Below are 26,473 nucleotides of genomic sequence, written 5' to 3'. Positions count from 1 at the left end.
TTCAACAAAGGAACACCGCAATGGACGATGTACAGCAACTGGGTGAGATGCTTCGCCATTACGCAGAAAGCGAAGCACACAAGAAGCAACTGTTCGAGTCGCAATCGGCCGTGTGGGCGACGCGCATTGGTGAACTGTTCGATCAGATCCAGCAATGGCTGGAACCGGTCCAGGCGCCGAATCTGCTGGAGGTGAGCCGCGAGGCGTATGTTGCGTCCGGGCCGAGCGTGCCGGTCGAAACGTCGACCTTCAAGACCGAGAAACTGTCCATTGTGATCGCCGGTAAACCGGTTGAATTTGTGCCGGATGTGATGGGTGCCGGTGGTCAGATTTCACTGGCCGTGATGGGCCTGACGGCCGCGCGGTACGGCAGCATTTCGCTGGTGTGCCTGCCGCCGTCCAGCAGCTGGCAATGGCGCAAGACCAATGGCTTGAAAGACCCGGATACCTTTGCGTTCGATGCGAACTTTTTGGCGCAGCAGTTGCAGAGCCTTATTCCCCGCGAACGTAGCTAAGGTCAAAAACCACCCCTCACCCCAGCCCTCTCCCCACGGGGGAGAGGGGGAAAGGGAGCAGATCTCCGTGGCTTTCAAAAGTTGAGTTCGGCTCGGTATGTCAGGTCGATGCAACTCGAATCAACACCTCGGTCAGTCCCCTCTACCCCCTGGGGAGAGGGTTAGGGTGAGGGGTGGTTCCAACAGACACCCCTCAAACCTCCAAATTGCCCCAGCCAGGTTTCGCCTCTTCCGGCTCCACCGCCTTCACACTCTTGCCCGTCGCCAATTCCACCCGCCGCGCCACCTCCGGGTCATCAGCAAACGGTATCAGACTGGCTTCATCCAGACTCTCGGCCGTCTGGTGCTTCAGGCAGTATTCAACCGCCAGCCAAAGCCCCACGACACCCAAAACATTCAACACGACCTCAATCATCTCAAGCCCCTTGCCTCAGGCAATCTGCGCATCGCGTTCGGCCATTTCGACGTCCGCAACCCGAACCGTGCGCCAGACGTTGTAAGCCATCAGCAACATCCCGCTGAGGAAGAACACCCCGCCGGCGAAGCGCACCACGAACCCTGGATGGCTGGCTTGCAAGGCTTCGACGAAGGAGTAGGTCAGCGTGCCGTCATCGTTGATCGCGCGCCACATCAGGCCCTGGGTGATGCCGTTGACCCACATCGAGGCGATGTACAGCACGGTGCCGATGGTCGCCAGCCAGAAGTGCAGGTTGATCAGTGGTGTGCTGTACATCTGCTCGCGACCGAAGACTTTCGGGATCATGTGGTACAGCGAGCCGAAGGTAATCATCGCCACCCAACCCAAAGCGCCGGCGTGGACGTGGCCGATGGTCCAGTCGGTGTAGTGGGAGAGGGCGTTGACCGTCTTGATCGCCATCATCGGCCCTTCGAAGGTCGACATGCCGTAGAAGGCCAGGGACAACACCAAAAAGCGCAGGATCGGGTCGGTGCGCAACTTATGCCAGGCACCCGACAGCGTCATCATGCCGTTGATCATTCCACCCCAGCTCGGTGCCAGCAGGATCAGCGACATCGCCATGCCGAGCGACTGCGCCCAATCCGGTAGTGCGGTGTAATGCAAGTGGTGCGGGCCGGCCCAGATGTACAGGGTGATCAGCGCCCAAAAGTGCACGATCGACAGCCGATAGGAATACACCGGCCGCCCAACCTGTTTCGGCACGAAGTAATACATCATCCCCAGGAACCCGGTGGTCAGGAAGAAACCCACTGCGTTGTGCCCGTACCACCACTGCACCATGGCGTCGGTCGCCCCGGAATACACCGGGTAGGACTTGAACCAGTCCACCGGGATCGCCAGGTGATTGACCACATGCAGCATGGCGATCACCACAATGAACGCGCCGAAGAACCAGTTGCCGACGTAGATGTGCTTGGTCTTGCGCTGTACCACGGTGGTGAAGAACACGATGGCGTAAGCGACCCAGACCACCGTCATCCAGACCGCGCCGGAGAACTCGATCTCGGCGTATTCCTTGGTGGTGGTGTAGCCCAGCGGCAGGGTGATCAGCATCACCACGATCACTGACTGCCAGCCCCAAAACGTGAATGCGGCGAGCTTGTCCGAAAACAGCCGCACCTGGCAGGTGCGCTGCACCGCGTAGTAACTGGCGGCGAATTGCGCGCTGCCGGCAAAGCCGAAAATCACCAGGCTGGTGTGCAGCGGGCGCAAGCGGCCGAAGGTGGTCCATGGCAGGTCGAGGTTCATCTGCGGCCACACCAGTTGCGAGGCGATCCACACCCCCATCACCATCCCCACGACACCCCAAACCACGGTTGCCACGACGAATTGGCGGACGACCTTGTAGTTATAGGCCTGTCCGATTGTTGCTGTGCTCATGGTCAATGCTTCCACGGTTGCAAAGTCTTGCCAGGCCACCCGGACTGGCATGTCGTCCACTGTAGAAACCCTGCCAGAAACAAAACAGACTCAGAAAAACAGAGTTTATGCGGATCAGATTTGAGGTAACCCTGCGGCCATCTGCCACAACCTGATACGGTTTTTTAGCGTTCAGGTGAATCTGTAACGCGCTGCGCCGCAGGTCCATAGTCGTTACCTCGTGAACGAGCCGCAGAGCCCGATCAATCCTGATGAGGTAGCCACATGTATCAGTACGATGACTATGACCGGGCCCTGGTCTTTGAGCGGGTCGCGCAGTTTCGCGATCAGGTCGAACGCTTCATGGCGGATGAGTTGAGCGAAGAAGAATTCCTGCCGCTGCGTTTGCAAAACGGCCTGTACATGCAAAAGCACGCCTACATGCTGCGCGTGGCGATTCCATACGGCACGTTAAGCGCGCCGCAAATGCGCACGCTGGCGAGCATCGCCCGGGATTACGACCGTGGCTACGGCCACTTCACCACCCGGCAGAACATGCAGTTCAACTGGATCGAACTGGCCCAGGTACCGGACATCCTCGAACGCCTGGCACACGTGGAAATGCACGCGATCCAGACTTCCGGCAACTGCGTGCGCAACATCACCACCGAAGCCTTTGCCGGGGTGGCAGCGGATGAAATGATCGACCCGCGACCACTGGCAGAAATCCTGCGGCAGTGGTCGACCATCAACCCGGAATTCCTGTTCCTGCCGCGCAAGTTCAAGATCGCCATCTGCTCGGCGGAACAGGACCGGGCGGCGATCATGATGCATGACATCGGTCTCTATCTTTACCCGGGTGACGACGGGCAAATGCTGCTGCGGGTCATCGTTGGCGGTGGGCTGGGGCGCACGCCGATCCTTGGTTTGCAGATTCGTGAGGGGTTGCCGTGGCAGCATTTGCTGTCCTACGTCGAGGCGGTGCTGCGCGTCTATAACCGCCACGGTCGGCGGGACAACAAGTACAAGGCGCGGATCAAGATTCTGGTCAAGGCGCTGGGCATCGAAGCCTTTGCCCGGGAAGTGGAGGAGGAGTGGCAGTACCTCAAGGACGGCCCGGCGCAGTTGACCGACGTCGAGTATGAGCGCGTGGCCAGTGCCTTTGTGCCACCGGATTACCGCGCTCTGGCGGACACCGACCTCGATTTCGGCACACGCTTGTCCGAAAACCCGGCCTTCGCCCGTTGGGTGTCGCGCAACGTTCAGCCGCACAAAGTGCCGGGCTACGCCAGCGTGGTGCTGTCGACCAAACCGGGCATTACCTCACCGCCGGGTGATGTCACGGCCGAGCAAATGGAGGCGGTGGCCGGCTGGTCTGAGCAGTTCGGTTTTGGCGAAATTCGCATCGCCCATGAACAGAATGTTGTGTTGCCCGACGTGCCCAAGGCTGATCTCTACACGCTCTGGAGTCACGCCTGTGAACAGGGCCTGGGCTGCGCCAATATCGGGTTGCTGACCGACATCATCGCCTGCCCCGGGGGTGACTTCTGCGCGCTGGCCAATGCCAAGTCGATTCCCATCGCGCAAGCCATTCAGGCACGCTTCGAAGACCTCGACTATCTGCATGATCTGGGCGACATCAGCCTGAACATTTCCGGCTGCATGAACGCCTGCGGCCACCACCACATCGGCAACATCGGCATTCTGGGGGTCGATAAGAACGGCAGCGAGTGGTACCAGATCACCCTCGGCGGTGCTCAGGGCAAGAACAGCGCATTGGGCAAAGTCATTGGCCCGTCCTTCAGCGCCGCCGAAGTGCCCGGGGTGATCGAGCAGATCATCGCCACGTTCGTCAATTACCGCGAGAGCGAGGAAGTGTTCGTCGACACCTTGCAGCGCATCGGTCTGGAGCCGTTCAAAGAGCAGGTCTATCCGAAGCTGCTGGAGGTGTCGGCATGAACAATGTGCTGCGGCTGGAGGAGGGTGTGGCGCGGATTGTCGCTGATGATCCCTGGACCCTGGTCAGGGATGTCAACGATGAATGGCCGGCGGGTGCAGTGATTCTGCCGTTGGCCCGTTGGCTTGAAGGTCCACCGCAAAAGGGCGTGTGGTTGGGGCCGGACGATGAGGTGGAAAGCCTCAAACCGTGGTTTTCACACCTGCCGTTGATTGCCCTCGACTTTCCGAGTTTCCGTGACGGTCGCGGTTACAGCCAGGCGTACTTGTTGCGCACTCGATTGGGCTGGACGGGCGAGTTGCGCGCCGTCGGCGATGTACTGCGCGATCAACTCAGCCACATGCGCCAATGCGGGTTCGACAGCTTCGCGGTGCGTGAAGATAAATCGGCTGAAGATGCGCTCAAGGGGCTGGCGGGGATGAGTGTGTTGTATGGGCGTTCGGTGATTGAGCCGCGACCGTTGTTCAGGCGACGTTGAGGGTTTCGCTTGGGTCGATGATGGCACTTTGGTAGAGTCCGCACCTCATAAGGAAGTCGTACCGAAAGGAGTCTGGTTTGAGTGTGGGCAAGAAGATTTTAGGGTTAACCGCGTTTCTGCTGATGTTGACCCTGTGGGGCGGTTACTTTTACGTGTTCCAGGAAAACCGCGGCGGGCAGTTGGGTGGTGCGTTCGACAGTTACGCCTGGTGCGGCACGCCACCGGCCGCCGATGCGCTGTCGCTGGGCAAGGATCAGCTGACCCTGCGCATCACCAACAACCTGCGTGGCGAGTTCCTGCTCAGCGGCGCGGTGATTGTTTCCGAGCGCACCTTCAATCGCTATGACCTGGGCCGAAACGAGCTGCGCCTGCGCCTGGAACCGTTGCAATGGTCTTACGGCGCCACGCCGATTTTCCTCGAACAGGTGAAGATCAAACCCCTGAGCCGTAACCTCGCCTCTGACAACAAAAGCGCCTACGCGGAGCTGGAGCCGCGACCGATCGGCGTACAGGGGCGCGCCACCGAGTTTCCCTTCGACACCTACCGCTACGGCTACAAACCGGTGCTGTATTACCTCAAGGGCAATGAGCGCATCGATTTGCGCTTTCGCCACATCACCACGGTGATGGAGATGTCGAACACCTTTACGCCCATTCAGAAGTACAACCGGGTCGAGTACATCAATGAGAAAAACTCGTTGGTGCGCGACGAGGATTACAAGCCTTACGCCGCCAACGAATGTGCGTTCAGTGTCGAGCGCAAGGGCTCGTTCAAGGTGATTGTATTGCTGTTGCTGTTGGTGATTTGCCTGCCGCTGATGCACGTGTTTTATCGCGACGAACCAGGCATCGATTTTCTCGCCACGCTGGTGAGTATCGGGGCGATCCGGGTATTGCTGGTGGGGCCGTTGCAGGACTTTCAGCTGTACAACATCGACTTCCTGTTTGGCGCGGCGATTTTGCTGGTGGGGACGGTGTCGCTGATCAAGGCGATGCGGGCGAACAGTCGGCGGGAGTTGGCGTTGAAGAGTGGTTCGTCCTGGTGAAGATGTGGGGTGTCATATAGATCCACCCCTCACCCTAACCCTCCCGAAACGTCGGACCGCCCCAAGGGGTAGAGGGGACTGACCGAGGTGTTTTTTCGAGTTGCGTCGACCTGAAATTTCGAGTCGAACTCAGGTTTTGAAAGGCTTGAAGATCGGCTCCCTTTCCCCTCGCCCCTGTGGGGAGAGGGTTGGGGTGAGGGGTGGATTTCAAGGATGTACTCCAGGTCACTTCAACGCCGGATCCCCCATGTTCATTTTCTTCCAACCCTGCAACAGCACCTGCGCCTTCGGTTCCTGTCCGTTATCCAGGTAGTACTGGATCAACGACAACCGCGCATTGCGATTGGCCGGCTGCACTTTCAACAGCCGCTCCAGCTCTTGGCAGGCCTCATCGACCTTGCCGCTGTCGTGCAACGCCACCGCCAACACGTAACCGTACTGGGTGTTCTGAGGTTCCAGTTGCGCCGCTTTGCGCAAGGCCGGCATGGCCTGGCCCGATTTGCCCGCGCGCACCAGCGACAGGCCTTGAGTGTGTTGCAGCAGGGCGGCATCTGGATGTTCTTTCAGGCTCTGCTCCAGCAGCGTCTGAGCTTCCTGACTGCGTCCGTTCGCCTCCAGCCATTGCACCAGCGTCACCAGCGCCGGGTAGAAATCCAGATCGCGCTTGAGGGCGGTGCGCAGCAGCGCTTCGACTTCGCCACTACGACCGCTGGCCTGATAGAGCATGGCGAGGTTGAGGTTGGCTTCGGCGCGTTCGGCCAGGCTTTTCTGGACCTCCTCATACTCGGCGATGGCCGCATTCCAGTGGTCCTGGGCGCTGCCCAATCCATTACGGGCCACGCTCAGCAGATCCCGAGCCGCGACAATCCGCACAGCCTTCACCGGATCATGCAGCAACGGCGTTAGCAGCGACGCGCGCTCCGGTGGCGGCAAGAACGCGCTGATCGCCCGGACGGCGCTTTCACGCACTTGCGGGGCTGGGTGGTTCAAGTCTTTGGTGGCCAGTTTCAATGCCTGTTCGCTTGGGTAGAGTGGCAACTCGGCGAGTAGGGTCGCGCGCTGAATCGCTGGCAAATTGCTGCGCTGAAGCTGCTCGTACAAGGCTTGCGCCGCGCCGGGCTGACCGTTGCGAATCAGCCACAGGCTTTCGTCGTAACGCGGTGCCTGCGCGGTGGTGGTGTTCCAGCGCTTGAATTGCTCGGTGACCTTGTCGCCAGCGTTGCCCTGGTGACAGGTCAGGCAAGCGTCCGGCGTGCCGAGTTTTTTCGCCCGCTCTGGGTTGGGGATGCTGAAACTGTGGTCATGCCTGAAGTCATTGCCCATGTAGAACTTGCCGGGCATGTGGCAATCCACGCACTGCGAACCCGGTTGGCCCATGGTGTGGCGGGTGTGTTCGATGGCGTCGTAGTTCTTCGCTTGCAGGCCTGTGCCGTCAACACCCGCGACTGAGGTTTTGCCGGCGGTGTTGTGGCATTGCAGGCAGACACCGTTGCCCGGTGCCTTGAGCTCGGTGCTGTGCGGGTTGTGGCAGTTGCTGCAGCGCACGCCCTTGTCGAACATTTTGCTCTGGGCGAAGGAGCCGTGTTCGAACACTTCGTCCTTGATCTTGCCGTCCAGTGCGTACAACTCGCGGGTCAGGATGCTCGGCAGGTAGTCATCCATCAGGCGCTTGCCGACAGTGAAACCGTCGCCCAAAGGGGCGCGGCGCGAGTGGCAGCGGGCACAGGTTTCGATTTCGACAGTGGCGTTCTTGTCCTTCAGGTCGACGGCAAAACCGGCATGGACCAGGTCAGCTTTTTTTGCCGTCCATGCCATGTGATTGGAAGCCGGGCCGTGGCAAGCCTGACAGCCGACACCGAGACTATTCCAATGGCTGTCGAAGGTGTTTTTTGCGGCATCGAAATTGCGCTTGTAACCGGTGGTGTGGCACTCGACGCACATGAAGTTGGCGTTCTGGCTCGGCTTGCTCCAGTGCAATGGGTCCTTGAAGTTCACACCCTGGCCCGGATAGAGGTGAAACCAGCGGTGCTTCTCGGTATCCCAGGCCACACCGAGCGCCTGCAACCGACCCTCGTCGACCTCGATCAGGTATTGCTGCAGCGGCGCGATGCCGAAGGTGTAGGCGACCTTGAAGTCGGCATTTTTGCCGTCTATGCCAGGGGTGTTGACCCAGAACCCGTCGCCCTTGCGCGAGAAACGGGTGGTTTCGTTTTCCGCTTTGAAGGTGACGTTATTGAAGTCGCCCAGCATCGTTTCGGCATTGGCTTCCTGCATTGCCAATTGGTGATGGGAACCTTGCCAGTCCTTGACCTGCTCGCTGTGGCAGCCTTGGCATTGTTGCTCATCGACCATCGTTGCCGGCGCCACGGCGACCGGTTGCGGTTTGGCCGGCTGAGCGACCGGCGTACTGACAGGCGCATAAGTCACGGGGGCCGGTTTGCTGCTGAACAGAAACCAGCCGATGCCCGCTATGGCCAACAGCAAGACGCCGAGGGTGACGGGAAACAGGTAACGGTTAATCAAGGTCGGTGGTGAATCAGGAGTTGGCTGTACCGCTTTATTTTTATGTTTCGGCATTGCGACTTCCATAGTCCGGGTGCGTTTGCCGTCAGGCGCGCGTTCAAGCTCGATGCAGCTTTGCCGGATGGCCGGCGTCTGTCAAATGATGCATTGAGGCTGAGGGCCTCATCGTCGGAACGCCGCCCGGAGACAAGCTCGCTCCCACAGGGGATTTGTATTCGACACAGATCCAATGTGGGAGCGAGCTTGCTCGCGATGACGGTCTGTCAGGCGCTGCATCACTCCCCGACAAACCACCGGAAATACGGATTCCCCCCATCCCCGCGCATCACTTCGCGAATATCCCTGGCCCAGGCGTCTCGGTCACCGTCATAAGCATGCAGACTCGCCCGATAAAACTGCATCAGGCGTTGCTGGTGCGCGTTCATCCGTTCGTTGAAGCCCGCGTCGGCGTTCACCAGCGGTGGCGCTATGCGCAGGTCCAGCAAGGCCGGCAGTACGCGGCTGATCTCCTTGGCCCGCACCCACGGCGCATATTCGATACGCGGCTGATCGTCGGTCACCGGTGGGGCGTCGGCGGCGAAACGCTCCAGGCCTGCACGATCGGTGACCCAGGTCGAGAGCAACGCTGCAGCGGAGCCAATGCCCACGTCCTGCAAGGTGCTGCGCACGGTGTCCTGTTGGAAGCGTTGGCTGATTTTCGCCGCGTCCAGTTCGATCGGCTGCATCGAGCCCACCAGCAGCATTTCGTGGAACTCACTGGTCCACAGGGTGGCGTAGGGGAAGACGTCGAGAAAGCTGCGCACCAGTGAGCGTGAATCGTCGATGTTCTGGGTGGGCAGCGGCAGCCATTGAGCGACCAGGCCTTGTTTCTCCAGGCGACTGGCGGCCAACTGATAGAAGTCCCGGGAATACAAATTCACCACGCCAGCGGCAGAGGGCGGTGGTGGTTCGAGGGTGATCAAGTCGTAGCGCTGTGGGTTGCGCAGCAGTTCCTGCCGACCATCGTGCAGGCGTATGTCAACGCCGGGGTCAGCGGCCGCATTGAAGTTACCTTTGAACAACGGCGCGGCTTTGACCACCGATGGCAGCAACTCGGCCACGACACGGTGTTCCAGCCCCGGATAGCGCGTCAGGGCGCCCGCGGTGATGCCGGTGCCAAAACCGATCACCAGCGCCGAGCGCGGTTCGCCATTGTGGATCAGCAGCGGCAACAGCGCCTGGATCCGCATGTAGCGCAGGGACGGCATGGCGTCGCCGGTGTTGGACACACCCTGGATGTACAAGCGCTGGAACGCTTTTTGTCCTTTGCCCTGAGTGACCACGGCGACGGTTCCACCGCGTCCTTCTTCGTAAAAAGCCAGAGTGCCGTTGCGTGCACCGGGAAGCAGGCTGGCGAGTTTGTTTACGGGCGTAAAAACCGCCACCGCAATCGACAACAGGCCAATAGCGACCACAGCTTGCCGCCGGCCTTTCTTGACCCTATGACCCTTTCGCACCGCGAAGTACCCAATCCCTGCGGCGACAATCGCCAGCAGGCCCAGGGTTCGGACCAGCCCCAGCAACGGGATCAGCACAAACCCGCAGAGCATCACCCCGACAATCCCGCCCAGCGTATTGAACGCCACCACCGCGCCGACAGCCTGACCGACCCGCTCGCGGCCGACGCTCAAACGCAGGGCCAGCGGAAATGCAGCGCCGAGCAGCAGGGTAGGCACAAACACGATGCTCACTGCCGCCACCGCAAACCGCGCGATCATGCCCAACAGGTCACTCGCACCCAACGACAACACCCAGGTTTCGGCCAGGCTTTGGGCGACCACCAGCCAGCGTCCGAGCAAGGCGATTTCCAGCAACGCGACGAGCCCGGCACCGGCGATCAACAAACCGAACACACCCCAGGGATCGCGAATGCGGTCAACCCGACGGGCCAACAGGATGCTGCCGAGAAACAGCCCGGTGAGGTACGTCGCCAGCACCACCGCAAACGCGTAAGTACGGGTGCTCATGAACTGCACGATGGACTGCGACCAGACCACTTCGTAACCGAGGGCCACGCCACCGGCAATTGAGTAAAGCCACAAGGCAACGCGATCGGGTGCTTTGTCGGCGTGGTGCTTGACCGGCGCCTCATTCGGCAGCGAGCGGTGGCGTTGGAACCACAAGGCACCGACGGCGGCCAGCAGGTTCAGCATCGCTGCAGCCAAGGCACTGCCGCGTACACCGAGGGTCGCAATCAACACAAACGCGGCGAGCAAGGTGCCGGCGATGGCCCCGGCGGTGTTCGCCGCATAGAGTTGCCCGCCGGCCTTGCCCAGTTGTTGCGGGTTGGCTGCCAACGAACGAACCAGCACCGGCAGGGTACCGCCCATCAGCAACGCCGGAATGCCCACCAGCGCAAATGGCAACACCCAGGCCAGCAGGCCGACTTGCTGTTCCAGCCAGGCAAACGGGCTGGCCGCGAGGCTCATGGCGAAGGTCGCACCGACGCCGAGCACGGCCACCAGCACTTCCAGCCCTGCATAGAGCAGAACCGGCTGTTGCAAGCGATCGGCCCACCGGCCGAACCACAAACCGCCTAACGCCAGTCCGGCAAAAAAGGCGCTGATCCCGGTGGTAATGGCGTACACCTCGACGCCGACCACCAGCGACAACTGCTTGATCCACAGCACCTGATACACCAGTGCCGCAGCACCGGAGACGAACAGCAACAGGGCGGGAATCAGCAACGCCGGGGCTTTGCTCTGAGTGGCAGGGATGGCCGACGACTTGCTGGCGACTCGTGAGGACATTGCGGATTGCCTTGTTCCAATTCAAAAAAGTCTGCGACCCTGCCGGCCCCATCGCGAGCAAGCTCGCTCCCACAGTGGATCTGCAGTGCGGCACAAATCCCCTGTGGGAGCGGGCTTGCTCGCGAAGGGGCCGACGCGGTCTTAAGTCAAAAATAGGGCCGCTCGCCGGTGAAGGCGAGCGGCGGTCAAGCGGTCTTACTGTGCAGGCTGGTTCTTCATTTTTTCCGCAATTTTTGCATCCACGGCCACGCGGATCTGGTCAACGCTGAAGCTGGCCGGTTTCTGGCTCGGCGGATACTCGATGAATGTCTGCAGGAACTGCGCAGACTTGGTGACCGCTTGCGCAACCAGATAGACGTTTTTGGTTGCCCAATCGTAGTACTGATCGGAAACCACGTCGGCGCGTTCAAACGGGTCCATCCGCAGGTTGAGGATTTTCGGCACCCGCAGGCATACGAACGGTTCGCTCCACACCTTGAAGCCGCCAGGTGCGCGTTGCTCGCAGAACACGGCTTTCCAGTTGTCGAAACGCATCGACACCAGCACACCGTCATCGTTGAAGTAATAGAACTCCTTGCGCTCGCCTTTCGGTTGTTGGCCGGTCAGGTATGGCAGTTGGTTGTAACCGTCCAGGTGCACTTTGAAGTTGGTGCCGCCCGAGGTCGGTGCCCAGCCTTTAAGGAGTTTGTCCTTCACACCGGTGTCGCCGGCAGCCGCCAGCAGCGTCGGGAACCAGTCAAGACCGGAGACCATCTCGTTGGAGACTTCACCCGGCTTGACCTTGCCCGGCCAGCGAATCATCGCCGGTACGCGATAGGCGCCTTCCCAGTTGGAGTTCTTCTCGTTGCGGAACGGCGTGGTCGCCGCGTCCGGCCAGGAGAACTGGTTCGGCCCGTTGTCGGTGGTGTAGACGACAATGGTGTTGTCGGTGATTTTCAGGTCGTCGAGGGTTTTCAGCAGTTTGCCGACGTCGCCATCGTGTTCCAGCATGCCATCGGCGTACTCGTTGCCGGGCATGCCGCTCTGGCCCTTCATCGACTCGCGCACGTGGGTGAACAGGTGCATGCGGGTGGTGTTCATCCAGACGAAGAACGGTTTGTCCGCCTTGGCCTGTTTCTCGATAAACGCCTGCGCGGCGGCGGTGGTTTCGTCGTCGATGGTTTCCATGCGCTTGGTGGTCAGCGCGCCGGTGTCTTCGATTTTGCCGTCAGCGAAGCTGTGAATCACACCGCGCGGGGAGTTGGCCTTGACGAACTCAGGGTCGTCCTTGGGCCAGTACGGACGCTCGGGTTCTTCTTCGGCGTTGAGGTGGTACAGGTTGCCGAAGAACTCGTCGAAACCGTGGTTGGTCGGCAGGTATTCATCCTTGTCGCCCAAGTGGTTCTTGCCGAACTGGCCGGTAGCGTAGCCCTGGGATTTGAGTGCCTGGGCGATGGTGATGTCACGTTTTTGCAGGCCTACCGAGGCACCGGGCGCACCCACTTTCGACAGGCCAGTACGCAGCGGTGTCTGTCCGGTGATGAAGGATGAGCGTCCAGCCGTGCAGCTGTTCTCCGCGTAATAGTCGGTGAACATCATGCCTTCTTTGGCAATCCGGTCGATGTTTGGAGTCTTGTACCCGACCACGCCCATGGAGTAGGCGCTGATGTTGGTCTGACCGATGTCATCGCCGAAGATCACCAGAATGTTGGGTTTTTCAGCGGCTCCGGCTGTTGCCGAAATCGCCATCACCGAGGCTGCCACCAGGGCGAATTTCGGTAGCCACTTGTGCATGCGAGTCATCTGACTTGCTCCTTTGCTCACTTGCGTCGCTCAAGCGCGACAAACGTTTTTTGCAGTCCTGCGTTACGCTTTTTTATTGCACTTGCTCGGGTGCGGCGGCCTCGAAGGGATAGATCCGGCGCCATTCGGCGGCCATGTCCACGATAGTCCAGCCGCGGGTTTTTGCTTCGTCCAGAGCCTTGTCCAGACGACCGATCTGCGATTGACGGTCATAAGCCCATTCGCGTTTGGCGTCGGTGTGATGCACCAGCCCCATGAAGCGTTTGCCCGGACCGGCGGCGGTCCATTGCAGCATTTGCAGGTCGCCGTCGGAGTTGCCGAACGCGAGGATCGGACGCCGGCCGATGACCGCGTCGATGCTTTCCGGTTTGCCCGGTCCATCGTCGTTGTGGGCCAGTTTGGCGGTGCGCAGGATCGACGGTTGGCCGTCCTTGAGCTGGTAGGCGGTGACAAACGTGGTGCCGATGACTTGTTCCGGCGGAATGCCATAAACCTGCTCGGCGAAGGCGCGCATGAACGCGGTGTCACCGCCGGAGACAATGTAGGTTTTGAAACTCTGGCTGCGCAGGTAGTCGAGCATTTCCAGCATCGGCTGGAAGATCATCTCGGTGTACGGCTTGCCGGTTTTCGGATGGCGCGCCTGGGTCAGCCAGGTTTTGGCGTAGTCATCGAAGGCTTCGGTGGTCATGCCGGTGTGGGTGGCGCCGAAGATTTTCAGGATGCCATCCATGCCTGACTCGCCCAGGGCCTTGTGATCATTTTCGAGCACGGCCTTGAAGGGCTGGGTGGTTTTCCATTCCGGGTGCTGCGGTGCGGTGCGCTTGACCTCTTCCAGGGCAAACAGCAATTCGAAGTACATCGGCTGCTCGCTCCACAGCGTGCCGTCGTTGTCGAACACAGCGATACGATCGGCGGGTTTGACGAAGTCCTTGCTGCTTTGATCGGTCACGGCCTGGACGAACTCGATGATGTTCTTTTTCGCCGGGCCGTCGTTCCACGAGGGCAGGGGCTCGCGGGTCTGGGCCAGCGCCGGCAGGCTCAGTGCAAGGGTCAACAGCAACGTCAGCCCGTAGCGGTGGCAGTGGCGTAGCGATATCGGGTTCGTCATGGGAAATCCTTCTCGTGAACGGGATTGAGTGGACCCAGTGCAGGTGCAGCTGATTCTGTGTCGCGTTTGGCCTGACTATGCAGCGTAGCCAAGGATTGCTTGAGGTGGTGCAGCGCTTGATCTTTGGCCGGCTGACGGCCGTAACAGGCGCGCAACAGGTCTTGCAGGCGTGGACCAAGGTTCGTCAGTTTCAGACCCATGCGGCTGCGTCTGGCCCACAGGTACAGGGCGCTTAACTGTGAGGGGCTGGCGTCGATTTGCGCCGGAATTTGCCGCCAGGCGTAGTCGGCGGATTCCAGCCACGCGGCGTGTCGGACGCGGCGTCGGGCCTGCCATTGAAGGTACGTACGATGGACGAGCGGACGGGTAAACCAGCCGAGCAACGTCACGGCCACCAGCAGCGCTAAAAGCACCAGCCAATGCCCGGAGAGATGCACGCGACCTTGCTGACCCAGTTTTTTCAGGTCTTCGGTGATCGAAAACACCGGCCGATAAGCGCTGTTGGCCGCAGCATCGAAGGATACGGCCGGGACTTGGGCCGTTCGGGTCTGTCCGGTGCTGGCGTCCCACCATTTCAGCTGGATCGCCGGCAGGTTATGGCGACCTTCGGTGTCGATCCGATAGGTCACGGTGTCGATGCGCTGGCCACCGTTGAAATGGCCGCGACCGTCGTCGAGGTTGCTGATTTGCGCGGCTTTCGGATAACGGCTGAGGCCGGCGACATCCTCCAGTGATGGCGCTGGCAGCGACATGGCCAGGGCGTCGTCGGCCTGCAACGTCAGTTGCCGGGTGATGCTGTCACCGACCTTCAGGGGTGTCGCCGAGTTGGCGACTGTTTGCGTGAAGCGCAGCCCTTGGGCGACGAGCACCGGTTCGCCGGGTTGGAACCCTGGCGGTTGTGTGGCAATGAAGTGCAGTGGCTGGCTTTGGGCGGTTAACGGCGCGCTGGCCTGACCGGGCGTGGCGCGCACCGTCAGCGCCGGGATGTCGAAACCCTGGGCCAGACTCGGTGTGATTCGGTAGCTGTAGCGCATGCCGTTGAACGACTTGCCGTCGAGTGTCTGGTTCAGGTGTTCAGCATGGCCGTCGGGCGGCATGACCAATGCACCGGGAAGCTTCAGGTCGGGCAGGGTGGGCGCGTCGGTGAACCAGCTGTCGGTGAGGACATCGAGTTGCAGCTCCAGAATGCCGCCGACCATGACCGAGGCGGCGGGTTGCAGGCGGGTCTGGATTCGCAGCTCGGGTTCGGCGGCCAGAGCGCTGGTGCTGATCAGCCAGATGAGCAAGGTGCCAATGACCGTGGGGAATGACAGGCCGCCTTCGCGAGCAAGCCCGCTCCCACAGGGGATTTGCGGTGCACCCGGATCAAATGTGGGAGCGGGCTTGCTCGCGAAGGCCGCGACTCGGTCTATCAGCCGGATCATGGTTTGCCTCCCGCCTGATCCTGAAAACTGAATTTCTGCTTGAGGAATTTCGCCGGCGACGTACTGAGGTTTTGCAACCACAGCGCATCCGACGCCGCCTGCTCGGTCTCAACCGGTTTGCTCTGGCCCTTGCCCGGCGCCTTGTCCATTTTGATTTCATCGGGTTTGACCTCCGGCGCGTTCTGTTCGGCGCTGTCGGTGTCTTTCTGCAAGGCGATGGCCAAGGCCAGGTTGGCGGTGGCTTCAGGGAATTGCGGCTGCACCTTCAACGCCTGGGTATACGCGGCGATGGCCTGATCAAACTTGAAGCGGCGCACGTAAATATTGCCCAGGTAGAAATACGCCTGCGGGGTGTCGAGCCGCGCAAAACTGGCCAGTGCCAGGTCGTAATCAGCGGCGTTGTAGGCGGCAATGCCTTTCCAGTAAGGATCGACGAAGTGCGCGGCAGCTTGCGGGAAGTGCCCGTGCTCGAAGGCCCAGCGGCCTTGCTGGTCCGGGGTGAAAAAGGCATCGGTCAATGCGTTGGCTTCGGCCGGTGCCGGTTGCAAGCCAATGCCCAGTGCCAGCAACCACCCGGCCATCCAGTTCAGGCTCCAGCCCTTGCGCACGCTGAAGAAGGCGATCAGCAGCAACGGCCAGCACAGCCAGTAACCGGCGTCCTTCCAGTGCAGTTCGCGCTGTTCATCGCTGGCAGCCTGGAAATGCTGCTGAGCGTGCAGCTCGATCCAGTCCAGGTCGTCGTCATTGAGCGTCAGGCTGCCCAACGGCGCATCCAACGTTGATCCAAGCTGTTTGAGCGCGGCCTGATCAAAACTGCCGAGTGCCGGACGCCCCGTGCTGTCGGTACGTGGCTGGCCGTTGGCGTCGTGGATGATCCCGCCGTCCTCGCTGCCGACGGCCAGAATCAGCACTTGCAGCGCGCTGTCGTCCAGTTTTTTGTCCAGACCGCTGAGTTGTGAGGTGTCGGCGCCGTCGGTGATCAGCAGCAGGGTTCCCGGCGTTTTCTCGGCGATCAGCAGGCGCTTGGCTTGCTCGATCACCGCGCCGACATTTTTCCCCGGCTTGCTGATCAGGTCGGTACTCAGGGCTTGAATGAAGGTATCGAGCAGGGCCGGATCGTCGGTCGGTGGCAGTACCAGATGAGCGCTGCCAGCGTAGGCGATCAACCCGCTGCGAGCACCGGCGCGACGCTGGATCAGGTCATGCAGCTTGTGTTTGGCCGCTTCCAGACGACTGGGCTGTACATCGGTGGCGTCCATGGACGACGACAGGTCGATGGCGATGATCAATGGCGCGCGATTTTCCAGAAAGTCCGGACGGTCCTGTTCCCATGTGGGCCCGGCAGCGGCGATGGCGCCCAGCATCAACAACGCGCACGCCAGATGCACGGGCCGAAAGCGCTGTTGATCCTGCGGCGTAATCAACAAATGCGGCAACAAGTGCTCGGCAATGTTGCTGCGCAAACGCCGTTGTACGTCGCGGCTGCGGCGCCAGAGCCAGGGCAACAGGGCGCCGAACGGCACCAGCAACAGCCACAGTGGACGCAGGAAATGGAAGTCACTGAGACTGATCTCCATCTCAAGCCTCCTGCCGCTGACGCGCGAGTGTCAGGTGCGGACGGAGCAGGGCGCCCAAGTGATAGAGCGCGAGAAAACCGATCGCGGCCCCCAGCGGCCACCAGAACAGGTCCTTTTTCGGCTGATGGCTGAGGGTTTTCACTTGATGCGGCGTGAGCTTGTCGAGGGTGCCGTACACCTGATCCAGCGCATTGCGATCTTCTGCACGGAAGAACTGGCCACCCGTGGTCTCGGCGATCTGCTGCAAACCCTGAAGATTGACCTTGGCTTCGCCCGAGGCGTCAGGGTCACCAATGCCGATGGTGTGAATGACCACGCCTTTGGCGGCCGCCATGGACGCCGCGTGATCCGGCGTAATGGCGCTGCTGGTGTCGTTGCCGTCGGTGAGCAGGATCAGGACTTTTTCCTGTTCGTGGGCCTGGTCGAGCAGTTTCAGGCTCAGACCGATGGCGTCACCGATGGCGGTGTTGGGACCGGCCATGCCGATGCCGGTGTCGTCCAGTAACAGCGACAGACTGGCGTGATCGAGGGTCAGCGGCGCCTGCGGGTAAGCACCACTGCCGAACACAATCAGGCCCAGCCGATCATCTTTGCGCTTGTCGATAAAGCCATGGACCACGTCCTTGACCGCCGCCAGCCGGTTGATCTTCTGGCCGTTGGCGTCGGTGAAATCGGTGGTTTCCATGGACTGGGAAATGTCGATGGCCAGCATCAGGTCACGCACCGGTTGCTGGCGCTCGATCGGTTTTTCGACGAACACCGGGCGCGCGACCGCCAGTAGCAACAGTGCCCAGACCAGCAGGTTCAGCAGCAACTGCCAGCGATTGCTGCGGGTGCCGGCCTGGCTGGGTGCCTGGCCGACCGCGCGGCTCATGGCAGCGAAAAACGGTACGCGCACGGCGCTGCGGGCTTCGCGGTAATCGGGCAGGTAGCGGTAGCCGAACCACGGCAACGGCAAAAGGATTAGCAGCCAAGGGTAATCAAGCTGCCACATGGTGATGCTCCACCCAGTGTTTGCAGGTGGCGAACAGTTGATCGCGTTGTACAGTCTTAAGCGCCAACAATGCGGCATCAGGCGCATAGGCCAATTGCGCCAGTTGCTGGCTGAAATCGCAAGGTAACGATTGCGCACTGTGCAGTACCAAAAATGCTTGCCAATCCTCCCCCCCAAGCGCACCAACAGTCCCTTGTGGGAGCGAGCTTGCTCGCGATGGCGGTGTGTCAGTCACTTTCGATGTTGAATGTCGGGCCGCCATCGCGAGCAAGCTCGCTCCCACAGGTTTTTTATTCCAAGGGGAGGGCATCGACAGGGCTACGCGTTTGAGCAGTTCCGGGAGTTCGCGCAATGCTTCCAGTTGATCGTCGCTGTTTTGCAGCTCAGCCAGACGCACCAACGCCTCACGCCGATACCGATCCCGTCGCCACTGCCAATACCGTCGCGCACCCACCAGCAACACCGAGCCGATCAAAACCGCTAGCAACACCCACCAACCCCACGTCTGCGGCGCATAACTCACCGGCGCGGGCAGGGCGATCTCCTTGAGCTGTTCGATGCTCGGGATGTTCGGGTTCATCGCCGACCTCTGCCAAGCTTGCCCAGTTCGGCGCGCAATTGTTCATGTGCCTCGGTGGCGGTGCTGAACATCATCAACGGCACCTGACTGCGGCGCAGCAACGTGGCGACGTCCTTGAGCCGACCACTGAGAAAGTCCCCCAGCGGCTGATGAACGCTGCGTTGCTCGACGGCCAGTTCCACCTGCAACTGGCCTTGAGTGATCAGCAAACGGCCGTTCTTCGGCAGGTTCAGCGCCAACGGGTCGTAGACCTGCATGGCAATCACATCGTTGTGAGCCGCCAATTGGCGCATCAACTGCAAGGTGCGCTCACCGGCGCCGGCAAAGTCGCTGACGATGCAAATCAGGTGATCGTGACCGGCCACCGCCAGGCAATGCTGTAAAACCTTGTCGAGCTGGTCCTCACCTTCGGCGTCTGGATTGGCCGCGTTCAGTTGCTGATTTTGCTCAGCGATGCGACTGCACAGCGCTTCGACACGCTTACGGCTGCGTAGCGGGGCAATGGCCTCAATGCGCAAATCGTTGAACACCAGGCCGCCGACCCGATCTCCCGCGTGGAACACCATCCACGCGGCCAACGCGCCAAGCTCGGCGGCAACGGCGGATTTGAAACTGCGCTGGGAGCCGAAGAACATCGACATGCGCTGATCGACCAGAATCAACGCCGGGCGGTCGCGCTCTTCGGTGAAGGTGCGGACCACCGGTTTGCCGGTGCGCAGCGACGCCCGCCAATCCAGATGACGCAAGTCGTCCCCCGGCTGATAGCGGCGCAGCTCATCGAAGTTCAACCCACGGCCCCGCAGGCGCGAGGCATGGTTGCCGGCGAGGATGCTGCCTTGCGGCTGACGCGCGAGGAAACTCAGGTCACGCGCCTTGAACTCCAGGGCCATTAACTGCGCCAGAGAGACATAGACCAGACCGTCCGCACTGTTCATTTTCGACCTCAGGCCGGAATCGCGACTTTGTCGAGCACGCGATCAAGCACCTGATCGGCAGTGACGCCGTCGGCTACCGCGTCATAGCTCAGTTGCAGGCGATGACGCAGCACCGGATGCACCACGGCGCGAACGTTGTCCGGCGAGACAAAATCCTGCCCCTGCAACCAGGCATCGGCCCGGGCGCAGCGATCCAGGCCAATACCGCCGCGAGGGCTGGCGCCGATGGCGATCCAGCGACCGAGGTCGGCATCGTAATCGGCCGGGTGGCGGGTGGCATTGATCAGGTCGATCAGGTAGCGGTCGATGGCCGGGGACACGTGAACGGCGCTGACTTCTCGACGCGCCGCGAAGATCACCTCCTGGGACAGCGCGAAGCCTTGCACGGCAGCCGTTTTCGCGCCCAACGCAAATTCTTCTTCACGTAACAGGCGCAGCACCTGGCTTTCGTTTTCCGCACTCGGGTAATCCAGCAGAACCTTCATCAGGAACCGGTCCATCTGCGCTTCCGGCAGCGGATAGGTGCCTTCCTGTTCAATCGGGTTCTGGGTCGCCACCACGATGAACAACTCCGGTAGCACATGGCTGTTGCCGGCCACGGTGATTTGCCGTTCTTCCATGGCTTCCAGCAACGCGGCCTGAACCTTGGCCGGGGCGCGGTTGATTTCATCCGCCAGAATCAGGTTGCCGAACAGCGGGCCCGGCTGGAACCGGATCTCGTTTTTGCCATCGATCTGGTGCAGCACCTCGGCGCCGGTGATGTCCGAGGGCAGCAAGTCGGGGGTGAACTGGATGCGGCTCATCTTCGCGTCCAGGTGTTTGGCCAGCGCTTTGACCGTGCGGGTCTTGGCCAGGCCGGGCAGGCTTTCGAGCAACAAGTGCCCGTTGGCCAACAGGCCAAGGATAATCTGGCGGATCACCTGATCCTGGCCGAGCACGGCTTCGGCGATGCTGGCTTGCAGGGAGTTGAGGTCTTGGAGCGCAGTCATGGGATGTTCCACTTTAGAAAAACGCCAGCGTCAGGTTGACGCTGAAGCCATTGCCTTCAGGGCGGTTCTTGGTGTCGAACTCCGGTACCCAACGCGCGCTGACGCTGGTCTGGGCATCGGCAAATTTACCGGCCCAGCCCACCACCGGACCGGCGCCCACCGAGCGGCCGCGAAAGCCGTTGAGTGAATCGGCGGTCTGGCCCTTGTCATCGGTGATCTGCTGTATGTAACCGCCGACAACGCCGGCGCTCCAGCCATTGCCGAAACCGTGGGTCCACAGCGCATCGAGGGTGAAAATGTTGCCGTTGCGATAATCCGTGGCGTCGTTCTCGGTGTAGAACTCCAGGCCGCTCGACAGGGTGAACTCACCGCCCTTGCCGTCCAGATGGGTGAAGGCCACGGTGGGCATAAAGGTGTAAGTGTTCTGCCCGGGGTTGGCCAGGCGATCGTCGTTATAGGCGCCGGTCGGCACGTAGATCGGCAGGGAAAGCGAGAGGTGGTTGACCTCGTCGAAGTGGTAGCCGGCGGCGATCGGCGTGATCAGCATGTCGGCGAACTGTGTGCCGGTGTCTTCGGTGCCCAGTGTCCGGCCGCGCGGGCCGGTAATGCTGATGTTGACGTCGGTGTACTGCACCGGCACGCCGATGGCCGAGGCGTAGTTCCAGCGACCCTTGCCGGTGTCCCAGATATGGGTGAAGTTGGCCATGGTGTAGGAGACTTTCATGTCCAGATCCGCGCCGATCTCACCGGAAATCGGCACACCCTTGCTGCCCTTGAGGTCACCGTCGTACCAAATGTTGGTCAGCGACATCACCCAGCCGGGTTCCGGCGGCACGATCCCGGCATTGGAAAATACCTGTTGCCCGGTGATCGGCCGGCCGACACCGCCCTCGGCCGCGAGGGCCAACGGGCTTGCACCGAGCACGCACAGGGCCAGTAAAGGACGCACAACATAAGGCCTGACCATGACGAGCTCCGTTTATTGTTTGGGTTGATTGACGGGGGTCAGCAGCGGCATTTTCCATTCGCCACTGGTGACTTCCGGTTTCGGCAGGTACAAGCGCAACACGCCGTAGAACGGACCGTTTGGCGCCGGCAGCCAATTGCTTTGCAAGTCTTTGGCCGGTGCCTTGTGCTGCACAAAAAGGGTCAGCCCACCGTCGGCGTCGAGCTTGAGATCCGGCAACATCCGCGAGTTGATCAGGTAACGATTCAACGGGTTGGCCACCAGCAACTTGTTCTTGCCGTCGTACATCGTCAGTGACCAGAACGCATCGGCCGGGGGCAGGGCGCCCTTGTCGAAATGCAGGGTGTAATCGTGTTTCGAGGCGTCGACCGGCTGGCCGTCCTTGTCGACGAAATAACCGATGTAATTCGCCTCTTCGGCGGAGTTGCCAAAGATCCCCATGTTGGCGCCGGCGTAGCGGTACAGGTAGTTGCCGTTCAGGTGATCGCGAGTGCCGAAGATGTCACCGCTGGTGACCTGGTGGGTGTCGACCTTGTCTTTTTTGAACTGGGCGAACTCGGCTTTGGCATCGCTGATACCTTCCTCCAGCGCCTTGCGCTGCTCAGGCGTGAGCGCGTTCAGATTGAAAGGCTTGCCGGCTTCAATACCGATTTTTGCAAAGCGTGCGAGCAGGTCTTTTTCCACGTCCTGGGCCGGGGCGAACGACAGCATGAAGTTCAGGTAGCGGAACAGGTCGGGCGTATCGCTCATGGTCGGCGTGGGTTTCGGCCAGTCGATCTTTGGCGCGGCGGGCGGAGCTTGTTGTTTGACGTAGTGGCTGAGTGTCTCGACCTTGTAACCCTTCTGGATCTCCTTGACCTTGCCCAAGTCCTTTTCATCGAACAACTGCGTGCGATACAGCGCGTAGGCGATGTTGCTTTCGCTACGCAGCAGCCGATCCATTTCCACCGGTTGCTGACCTTGCCAGTTCGGCCCGGCAATCATGAAATGCCCGCCATTGTTGCCCGTGCTGCGGGTGCCCAGGTACGCAAAGTTCTGCGTGTAGGCGTCGATCAACTGCACCGAGTAGTAACGGTGTTCTTCGATGGGTGGCAGGGTCAGCACCAGCGGTTCCGCGCGCAGGTCCATCCAGATGAAGGAGTAGGGCGTGTCGGCGTTCGGGGTGACGAAGGCGGTGTCTTTGGCGGTAAACGCCTTGGCGGTGTTGCCGATCTGGTTGAACGGCGCCTTGAAGTTCGGGTTCTTCTTGTCCACGGCCTGGGTGTAGAGGGTCTTGTACATCTCTACCACCGGGAAGCCGTACAAGTAGGCTTCCTTGGCGATGCCCCGGGCTTCTTCCGGGGTGGCGGTGAAGTCGGCCCAGGCGCTGGTGCTCAGGGCGAGCGAGAGAGCGGTGAGCAGCATGCGGTTATTCATAAAACTTCCTTATAAAACGCTTGGGCGTCATTCCACGGCCGTGATGTCGTCGAGTTTCCAGCTTTTATCGAAGTAGGCTTCGGTAGGCGCGTACAGGCGGAAATAGCTGAACCAGTGTTTGCCCGGCACGGTTTGCACCCAGTTGTTCTCGAAATCTTTGGGCGCGGTCGGGCCGAAGTACAGGTCCACCGAGCCGTCGGGGTTCTTTTTCAGATCCTGACGGGACGACAGATCGGCCTTGCGCTGCGGGTTGTCGATCAGGCAGCGGCTGTCGATGTCGTAGACGGTCATCGACCAGAACTGCTTGGCCGGCGGGTTGGCGCCGACGTGCAGGCGATAACTTTTGCCGCCGTCGAGCCAGTTGCCCTTGGCGTCGGTGTAGGCGCCGAGGTAGGTCTGGCCCAGGCCCGGTGTCTTGGAAACCATGCCCTTGGTGTTGGTCACCGCTTCGTAGAACCAGGCACTGCGTTCCCACAACTGGTCGTAATAGGCGACGCGCTGCGACGGCTCGGCGATGTTCAGCACGGTGTCCCATTGCCGGTCTTTCCAGTACTGGGCGTATGGAAAACGCTTGGCGAAGGTGTTGGCCTTGGCAATCAGCTCGCCGACTTGCGCACCTTGTTCCAGCGCCTTGCGTTGGTTGTCGTTGGGGTTGAAGGGTTTGTCTTTTTCGATACCCAGGCTGGCCAGCATGGCCATGTAGAAACGGTCACGTTCGTTGACCGGCTCTTTCTGGATGATCTGGTGCAAGCGTTGCCAATACGCCAGGCCACGTGGCTGAGTGCCGGACCAGGCCTTGCCGCCGGGGGAGAGCAGTTGGGTCTTGCCCGGTTCGGCGCGTTTGGCGTACGGATACATCTTGAATTGTTCGACCAGCGCCTTGCCCTTGGCCGGGTCCGGATCGAGGACGCGAAAACCCACCAGCACGTTCATCGTTTCCGACTTGGCGAGGTAATACTTGCCGGCGTCGGCCGGTGGCTCGGCACCCGGTGGCAGTACCAGATACTTGCCACCCTTGCCTTTGTCCGGGCCGGTCTGGCCCATGTCGATGATTGCGCGTTGCCAGAAATCACCCACACCGCCCGCCGTCGGGCCGGGCGGCAGTTCGATCACCAGCGGACCGGTTTCATTCAGGTCAACGAAACCGAGGATGTACGGCGTGGTGGCGTTGGCGGTGATCACGCCCAATTTGTCTTCGTAGCTGTTGAGCACCATCAGGTCGCCGTTGTGGGCGCCGAGTTTGTCGCGAAACTCTTCCTGCCATTGCGCGTAGGACACCAGCGGCAAGGCCCACAGGTAACTCTGGGTCGCCTGTTGGAAATCCAGTTCAGCATAGAGTTTGGCAATCGATTCATGGGCCGGCAGTTCGCCTTCCATCGCGATCTTGCCGATCCGCGTATCGAGGTCCAGGGCACCGACGCCGCAACTGACGAACATGGTCATCAGGCTGAAACCGGCTGCGCGAATTGCACCGTGCATAGAAAAGTCCTTATTTGCCGAACGTGACGTTGATCCCGGTGTACAGCGTGAACTGAGGCAAGCCATCTCCTTTGCGTTCCACGGTCCACTGAGGTTCGACGAATGCATTGAGAATATTGGAACCGGATTTCCACACGTTGCCGCCACCCAAACCGAGTGGGATGTAGTGGGTGTCGTTTTTCAGGTCGAGGGTCAAGGTCGCCGATGCCGGTGTCGTCACAATTGTGGGGGCGGGCGCCAGGTTCAGCGGGTTGTTACTTTTGTTGGCCGTGTCGGCGTTATCCGCGTGGGCATAAACGGCAGACGCCATTGATGCCGCCAATAGAAAGGCGTGTGCTCCCGCATTGTTCGACATGAATCCCCCGTTCCTTCGTGGCTCATTGGACGACTCGGCACTTGGCGGCCGTTGCTGCGAAATCTCTTTCCTATCAAGCCTGTAGGACACGTCTGTTGAAGCTAGCAGCTAACTCGGGGTTCGCCAGTCGAAGGGGGGAATCTTTGGTTTTTTTGTACACGCTTGTGGGGATTTGTGTGTACTAAAAAGTTAATTCGAAACAGGGGGTTGGGGATGCGTGAGGCAAAAAAGCAATCGCGGGCACGCCTCGCTCCTATGGGGCTCCGACATTTTGATCAATCCCACGCAGGCGCGTGGGATTGATCCGTTATTCAGCGTTTCTTCGCCTGCGCACGCACCCGTTCTTCCTGCTCCCGCAATTCCGGTGTGAACTCGGCCCCGAAATCTTCGGCCTCGAACACCTGGCGAATCTCGATCTCGGCGTCGGTGCCTGGCATCGGGTTGGGGCAGCGCTTGACCCACTCGATCGCTTCCTGTTTCGACTTCACCTGCCATATCCAGTAGCCGGCGATCAGCTCCTTGGTTTCGGCGAACGGGCCGTCGATTACCGTGCGCTGGTCACCCGAGAAGCGCACGCGGGCGCCTTTACTGCTGGGTTGCAGGCCATCGCAGTCGATGAGGATGCCGGCTTTGACCAGCTCCTCGTTGTAGTTGCCCATCGCGGTCATCAGTTCCTCGCTGGGCATCACACCGGCCTCGGAATCCTGGCTGGCTTTCACAATGATCATGAATCGCATGGTCTTATCTCCGCTGGATGTGAGTGATTCACAGGCTAGTCGAATGGCCGTCGCCTGAATCGACAATGCTGACTGCCTTTCGTCATGAACACCGGGTTGCGGCCGGCGAGGGCGGTACGCTGTACACCGACCCCTGTGGGAGCGAGCAAGCTCGCTCCCACAGGTTTTGTGTTGATTGTCAGAGTTGTATCCAATTTAGGGGGCGACACTTCACAATTTGTATCTGGGCATAGGTCGTCGGGCCATTTCGTGGTTAACTTCGGCCTCTTCAAAATTCTCTACAACAACGTTCAGAAGGACTCCGTTCATGGCTCAAGTCACTCTTAAAGGCTCCCCGGTTCAAGTCAACGGCCAACTGCCACAAGCCGGTTCCAAGGCGCCAGCCTTTTCCCTGGTTGCCGGCAATCTGTCCGACGTGACCCTGGCGAGCTTCGCCGGCAAGCGCAAAGTGCTGAACATCTTCCCAAGCGTCGATACTCCGACCTGCGCGACTTCGGTTCGCAAGTTCAACGCCCAGGCCAATGATGTCGCCAACACTGTCGTGCTGTGCATCTCCGCTGACCTGCCGTTCGCTCAAGCGCGCTTCTGCGGCGCCGAAGGCCTGGAAAACGTACAGAACCTGTCGACCCTGCGCGGTGCCGAGTTCATCGAGAACTACGGCGTTGCCATCGCTGACGGCCCGCTCAAAGGCCTGACCGCCCGTGCCGTCGTGGTTCTGGACGAAAACGACAACGTTCTGCACAGCGAACTGGTCAAGGAAATCGCTGAAGAACCGAACTACGAAGCGGCACTTGCTGTTCTGAAATAAGCGTAGCTTTACAATTGTTAACGGCCTGGCCCTGTCCAGGCCGTTTTCATTTGTGCTTCAGTGCCTTAGATACATCTCCTGTAACGTAAGCCGAAGGTAAATTGCCGGTAAAGCCGCTTTGCTTAATGCCCGCCAGTGCTTATCGTTCAGCCTCCTGTAGAAGAAGCCCACGCGCCC

21 protein-coding genes and 1 pseudogene are annotated in these 26,473 nt (G+C 60.5%); 5 read left to right on the top strand and 17 right to left on the bottom strand.

All coding sequences use genetic code 11. The annotated features are described in order from the left end of the window. The first annotated feature begins 20 nt into the window (after positions 1–20). Entirely contained in the window at positions 21–515 is a 495-nt protein-coding gene (locus ACYZTZ_RS13555) for a hypothetical protein (RefSeq protein WP_046046933.1), read from the top strand. 193 nt (positions 516–708) lie between these two features. Here ACYZTZ_RS13555 and ACYZTZ_RS13550 read toward each other — a convergent pair whose 3' ends face one another. Together ACYZTZ_RS13550 and ccoN are read right to left on the bottom strand one after the other, a co-directional pair. Beyond that, positions 709–930, bottom strand: coding sequence for a cbb3-type cytochrome c oxidase subunit 3 (locus ACYZTZ_RS13550; protein ID WP_461998567.1), 222 nt, complete (start codon positions 928–930; stop codon positions 709–711). 15 nt (positions 931–945) lie between these two features. Next, entirely contained in the window at positions 946–2,373 is a 1,428-nt protein-coding gene (gene ccoN / locus ACYZTZ_RS13545) for a cytochrome-c oxidase, cbb3-type subunit I (RefSeq protein ID WP_461998566.1), read from the bottom strand. Between the two features lie 264 nt (positions 2,374–2,637). On the opposite strand from ccoN, the gene ACYZTZ_RS13540 reads away from it, so the two are divergent. From ACYZTZ_RS13540 to ACYZTZ_RS13530, 3 genes are all read left to right on the top strand, one after another. Beyond that, positions 2,638–4,311 carry a nitrite/sulfite reductase gene (locus ACYZTZ_RS13540; RefSeq protein ID WP_461998565.1) on the top strand — a complete coding sequence of 558 codons (1,674 nt, stop codon included), beginning with the start codon at positions 2,638–2,640 and terminating at the stop codon, positions 4,309–4,311. Beyond that, positions 4,308–4,787 carry a DUF934 domain-containing protein gene (locus ACYZTZ_RS13535; protein WP_046046936.1) on the top strand — a complete coding sequence of 160 codons (480 nt, stop codon included), beginning with the start codon at positions 4,308–4,310 and terminating at the stop codon, positions 4,785–4,787. The genes ACYZTZ_RS13540 and ACYZTZ_RS13535 overlap by 4 nt, the downstream gene beginning before the upstream one ends. 77 nt (positions 4,788–4,864) lie before the next feature. Further along, positions 4,865–5,833, top strand: a complete 969-nt coding sequence (locus ACYZTZ_RS13530) for a hypothetical protein (protein WP_461998564.1) — start codon at positions 4,865–4,867, stop codon at positions 5,831–5,833. A 225-nt stretch (positions 5,834–6,058) separates the two neighbouring features. Here the strand turns inward: ACYZTZ_RS13530 and ACYZTZ_RS13525 are convergent, their stop codons facing one another. The 15 genes and pseudogenes from ACYZTZ_RS13525 to ACYZTZ_RS13455 form a co-directional block, all read right to left on the bottom strand. Further along, positions 6,059–8,410 (bottom strand): tetratricopeptide repeat protein, encoded by a 2,352-nt coding sequence (locus ACYZTZ_RS13525; RefSeq protein WP_461998563.1) that lies wholly within the window; start codon positions 8,408–8,410, stop codon positions 6,059–6,061. Positions 8,411–8,631: 221 nt separating this feature from the next. Continuing rightward, positions 8,632–11,145 (bottom strand): fused MFS/spermidine synthase, encoded by a 2,514-nt coding sequence (locus ACYZTZ_RS13520; protein WP_461998562.1) that lies wholly within the window; start codon positions 11,143–11,145, stop codon positions 8,632–8,634. A gap of 195 nt (positions 11,146–11,340) precedes the next feature. Next, the gene (locus tag ACYZTZ_RS13515; protein ID WP_461998561.1) at positions 11,341–12,927 is read right to left on the bottom strand and encodes an arylsulfatase; all 1,587 of its coding nucleotides are present in this window, start codon (positions 12,925–12,927) and stop codon (positions 11,341–11,343) included. 73 nt (positions 12,928–13,000) lie between these two features. Next, positions 13,001–14,035, bottom strand: coding sequence for an HAD family hydrolase (locus ACYZTZ_RS13510; RefSeq protein ID WP_461998560.1), 1,035 nt, complete (start codon positions 14,033–14,035; stop codon positions 13,001–13,003). Then, positions 14,032–15,459, bottom strand: a complete 1,428-nt coding sequence (locus ACYZTZ_RS13505; protein WP_461998559.1) for a hypothetical protein — start codon at positions 15,457–15,459, stop codon at positions 14,032–14,034. Before ACYZTZ_RS13505 ends, ACYZTZ_RS13510 begins: the two co-directional genes overlap by 4 nt. After that, a complete protein-coding gene (locus ACYZTZ_RS13500; protein ID WP_461998558.1) occupies positions 15,456–17,036 on the bottom strand; it encodes a VWA domain-containing protein in 1,581 nt (526 codons plus the stop codon). Before ACYZTZ_RS13500 ends, ACYZTZ_RS13505 begins: the two co-directional genes overlap by 4 nt. A gap of 1 nt (position 17,037) precedes the next feature. Beyond that, positions 17,038–18,030: a vWA domain-containing protein gene (locus ACYZTZ_RS13495; RefSeq protein WP_461998557.1), complete on the bottom strand. Its 993-nt coding sequence runs from the start codon at positions 18,028–18,030 to the stop codon at positions 17,038–17,040. Next, the gene (locus ACYZTZ_RS13490) at positions 18,017–18,610 is read right to left on the bottom strand and encodes a DUF4381 domain-containing protein (protein ID WP_461998556.1); all 594 of its coding nucleotides are present in this window, start codon (positions 18,608–18,610) and stop codon (positions 18,017–18,019) included. Before ACYZTZ_RS13490 ends, ACYZTZ_RS13495 begins: the two co-directional genes overlap by 14 nt. Next, positions 18,607–19,545 carry a DUF58 domain-containing protein gene (locus ACYZTZ_RS13485; RefSeq protein WP_461998555.1) on the bottom strand — a complete coding sequence of 313 codons (939 nt, stop codon included), beginning with the start codon at positions 19,543–19,545 and terminating at the stop codon, positions 18,607–18,609. The genes ACYZTZ_RS13490 and ACYZTZ_RS13485 overlap by 4 nt, the downstream gene beginning before the upstream one ends. A gap of 8 nt (positions 19,546–19,553) precedes the next feature. After that, positions 19,554–20,534: an AAA family ATPase gene (locus ACYZTZ_RS13480; protein ID WP_461998554.1), complete on the bottom strand. Its 981-nt coding sequence runs from the start codon at positions 20,532–20,534 to the stop codon at positions 19,554–19,556. A 13-nt stretch (positions 20,535–20,547) separates the two neighbouring features. Then, positions 20,548–21,501 carry a SphA family protein gene (locus tag ACYZTZ_RS13475; protein ID WP_461998553.1) on the bottom strand — a complete coding sequence of 318 codons (954 nt, stop codon included), beginning with the start codon at positions 21,499–21,501 and terminating at the stop codon, positions 20,548–20,550. 12 nt (positions 21,502–21,513) lie between these two features. Continuing rightward, positions 21,514–22,917: a DUF1254 domain-containing protein gene (locus ACYZTZ_RS13470; RefSeq protein ID WP_461998552.1), complete on the bottom strand. Its 1,404-nt coding sequence runs from the start codon at positions 22,915–22,917 to the stop codon at positions 21,514–21,516. A 27-nt stretch (positions 22,918–22,944) separates the two neighbouring features. Further along, on the bottom strand, positions 22,945–24,396 hold the full coding sequence (locus ACYZTZ_RS13465; RefSeq protein ID WP_461998551.1) for a DUF1254 domain-containing protein: 1,452 nt from the start codon (positions 24,394–24,396) through the stop codon (positions 22,945–22,947). 10 nt (positions 24,397–24,406) lie between these two features. Beyond that, positions 24,407–24,595: pseudogene (locus tag ACYZTZ_RS13460) on the bottom strand (hypothetical protein); the annotation flags it as partial. Between the two features lie 467 nt (positions 24,596–25,062). Then, complete coding sequence (locus tag ACYZTZ_RS13455) at positions 25,063–25,488, bottom strand: YciI family protein (protein WP_461998550.1); 426 nt, start codon at positions 25,486–25,488, stop codon at positions 25,063–25,065. Between the two features lie 307 nt (positions 25,489–25,795). Here ACYZTZ_RS13455 and tpx point away from each other — a divergent pair, with 307 nt between their 5' ends. Next, a complete protein-coding gene (tpx, locus tag ACYZTZ_RS13450; RefSeq protein WP_134097025.1) occupies positions 25,796–26,296 on the top strand; it encodes a thiol peroxidase in 501 nt (166 codons plus the stop codon). Positions 26,297–26,473 lie beyond the last annotated feature (177 nt).

The sequence above is a fragment of the Pseudomonas sp. LB3P58 genome, assembly GCF_054897895.1.
This window is presented reverse-complemented; position numbering and strand designations above follow the sequence as displayed.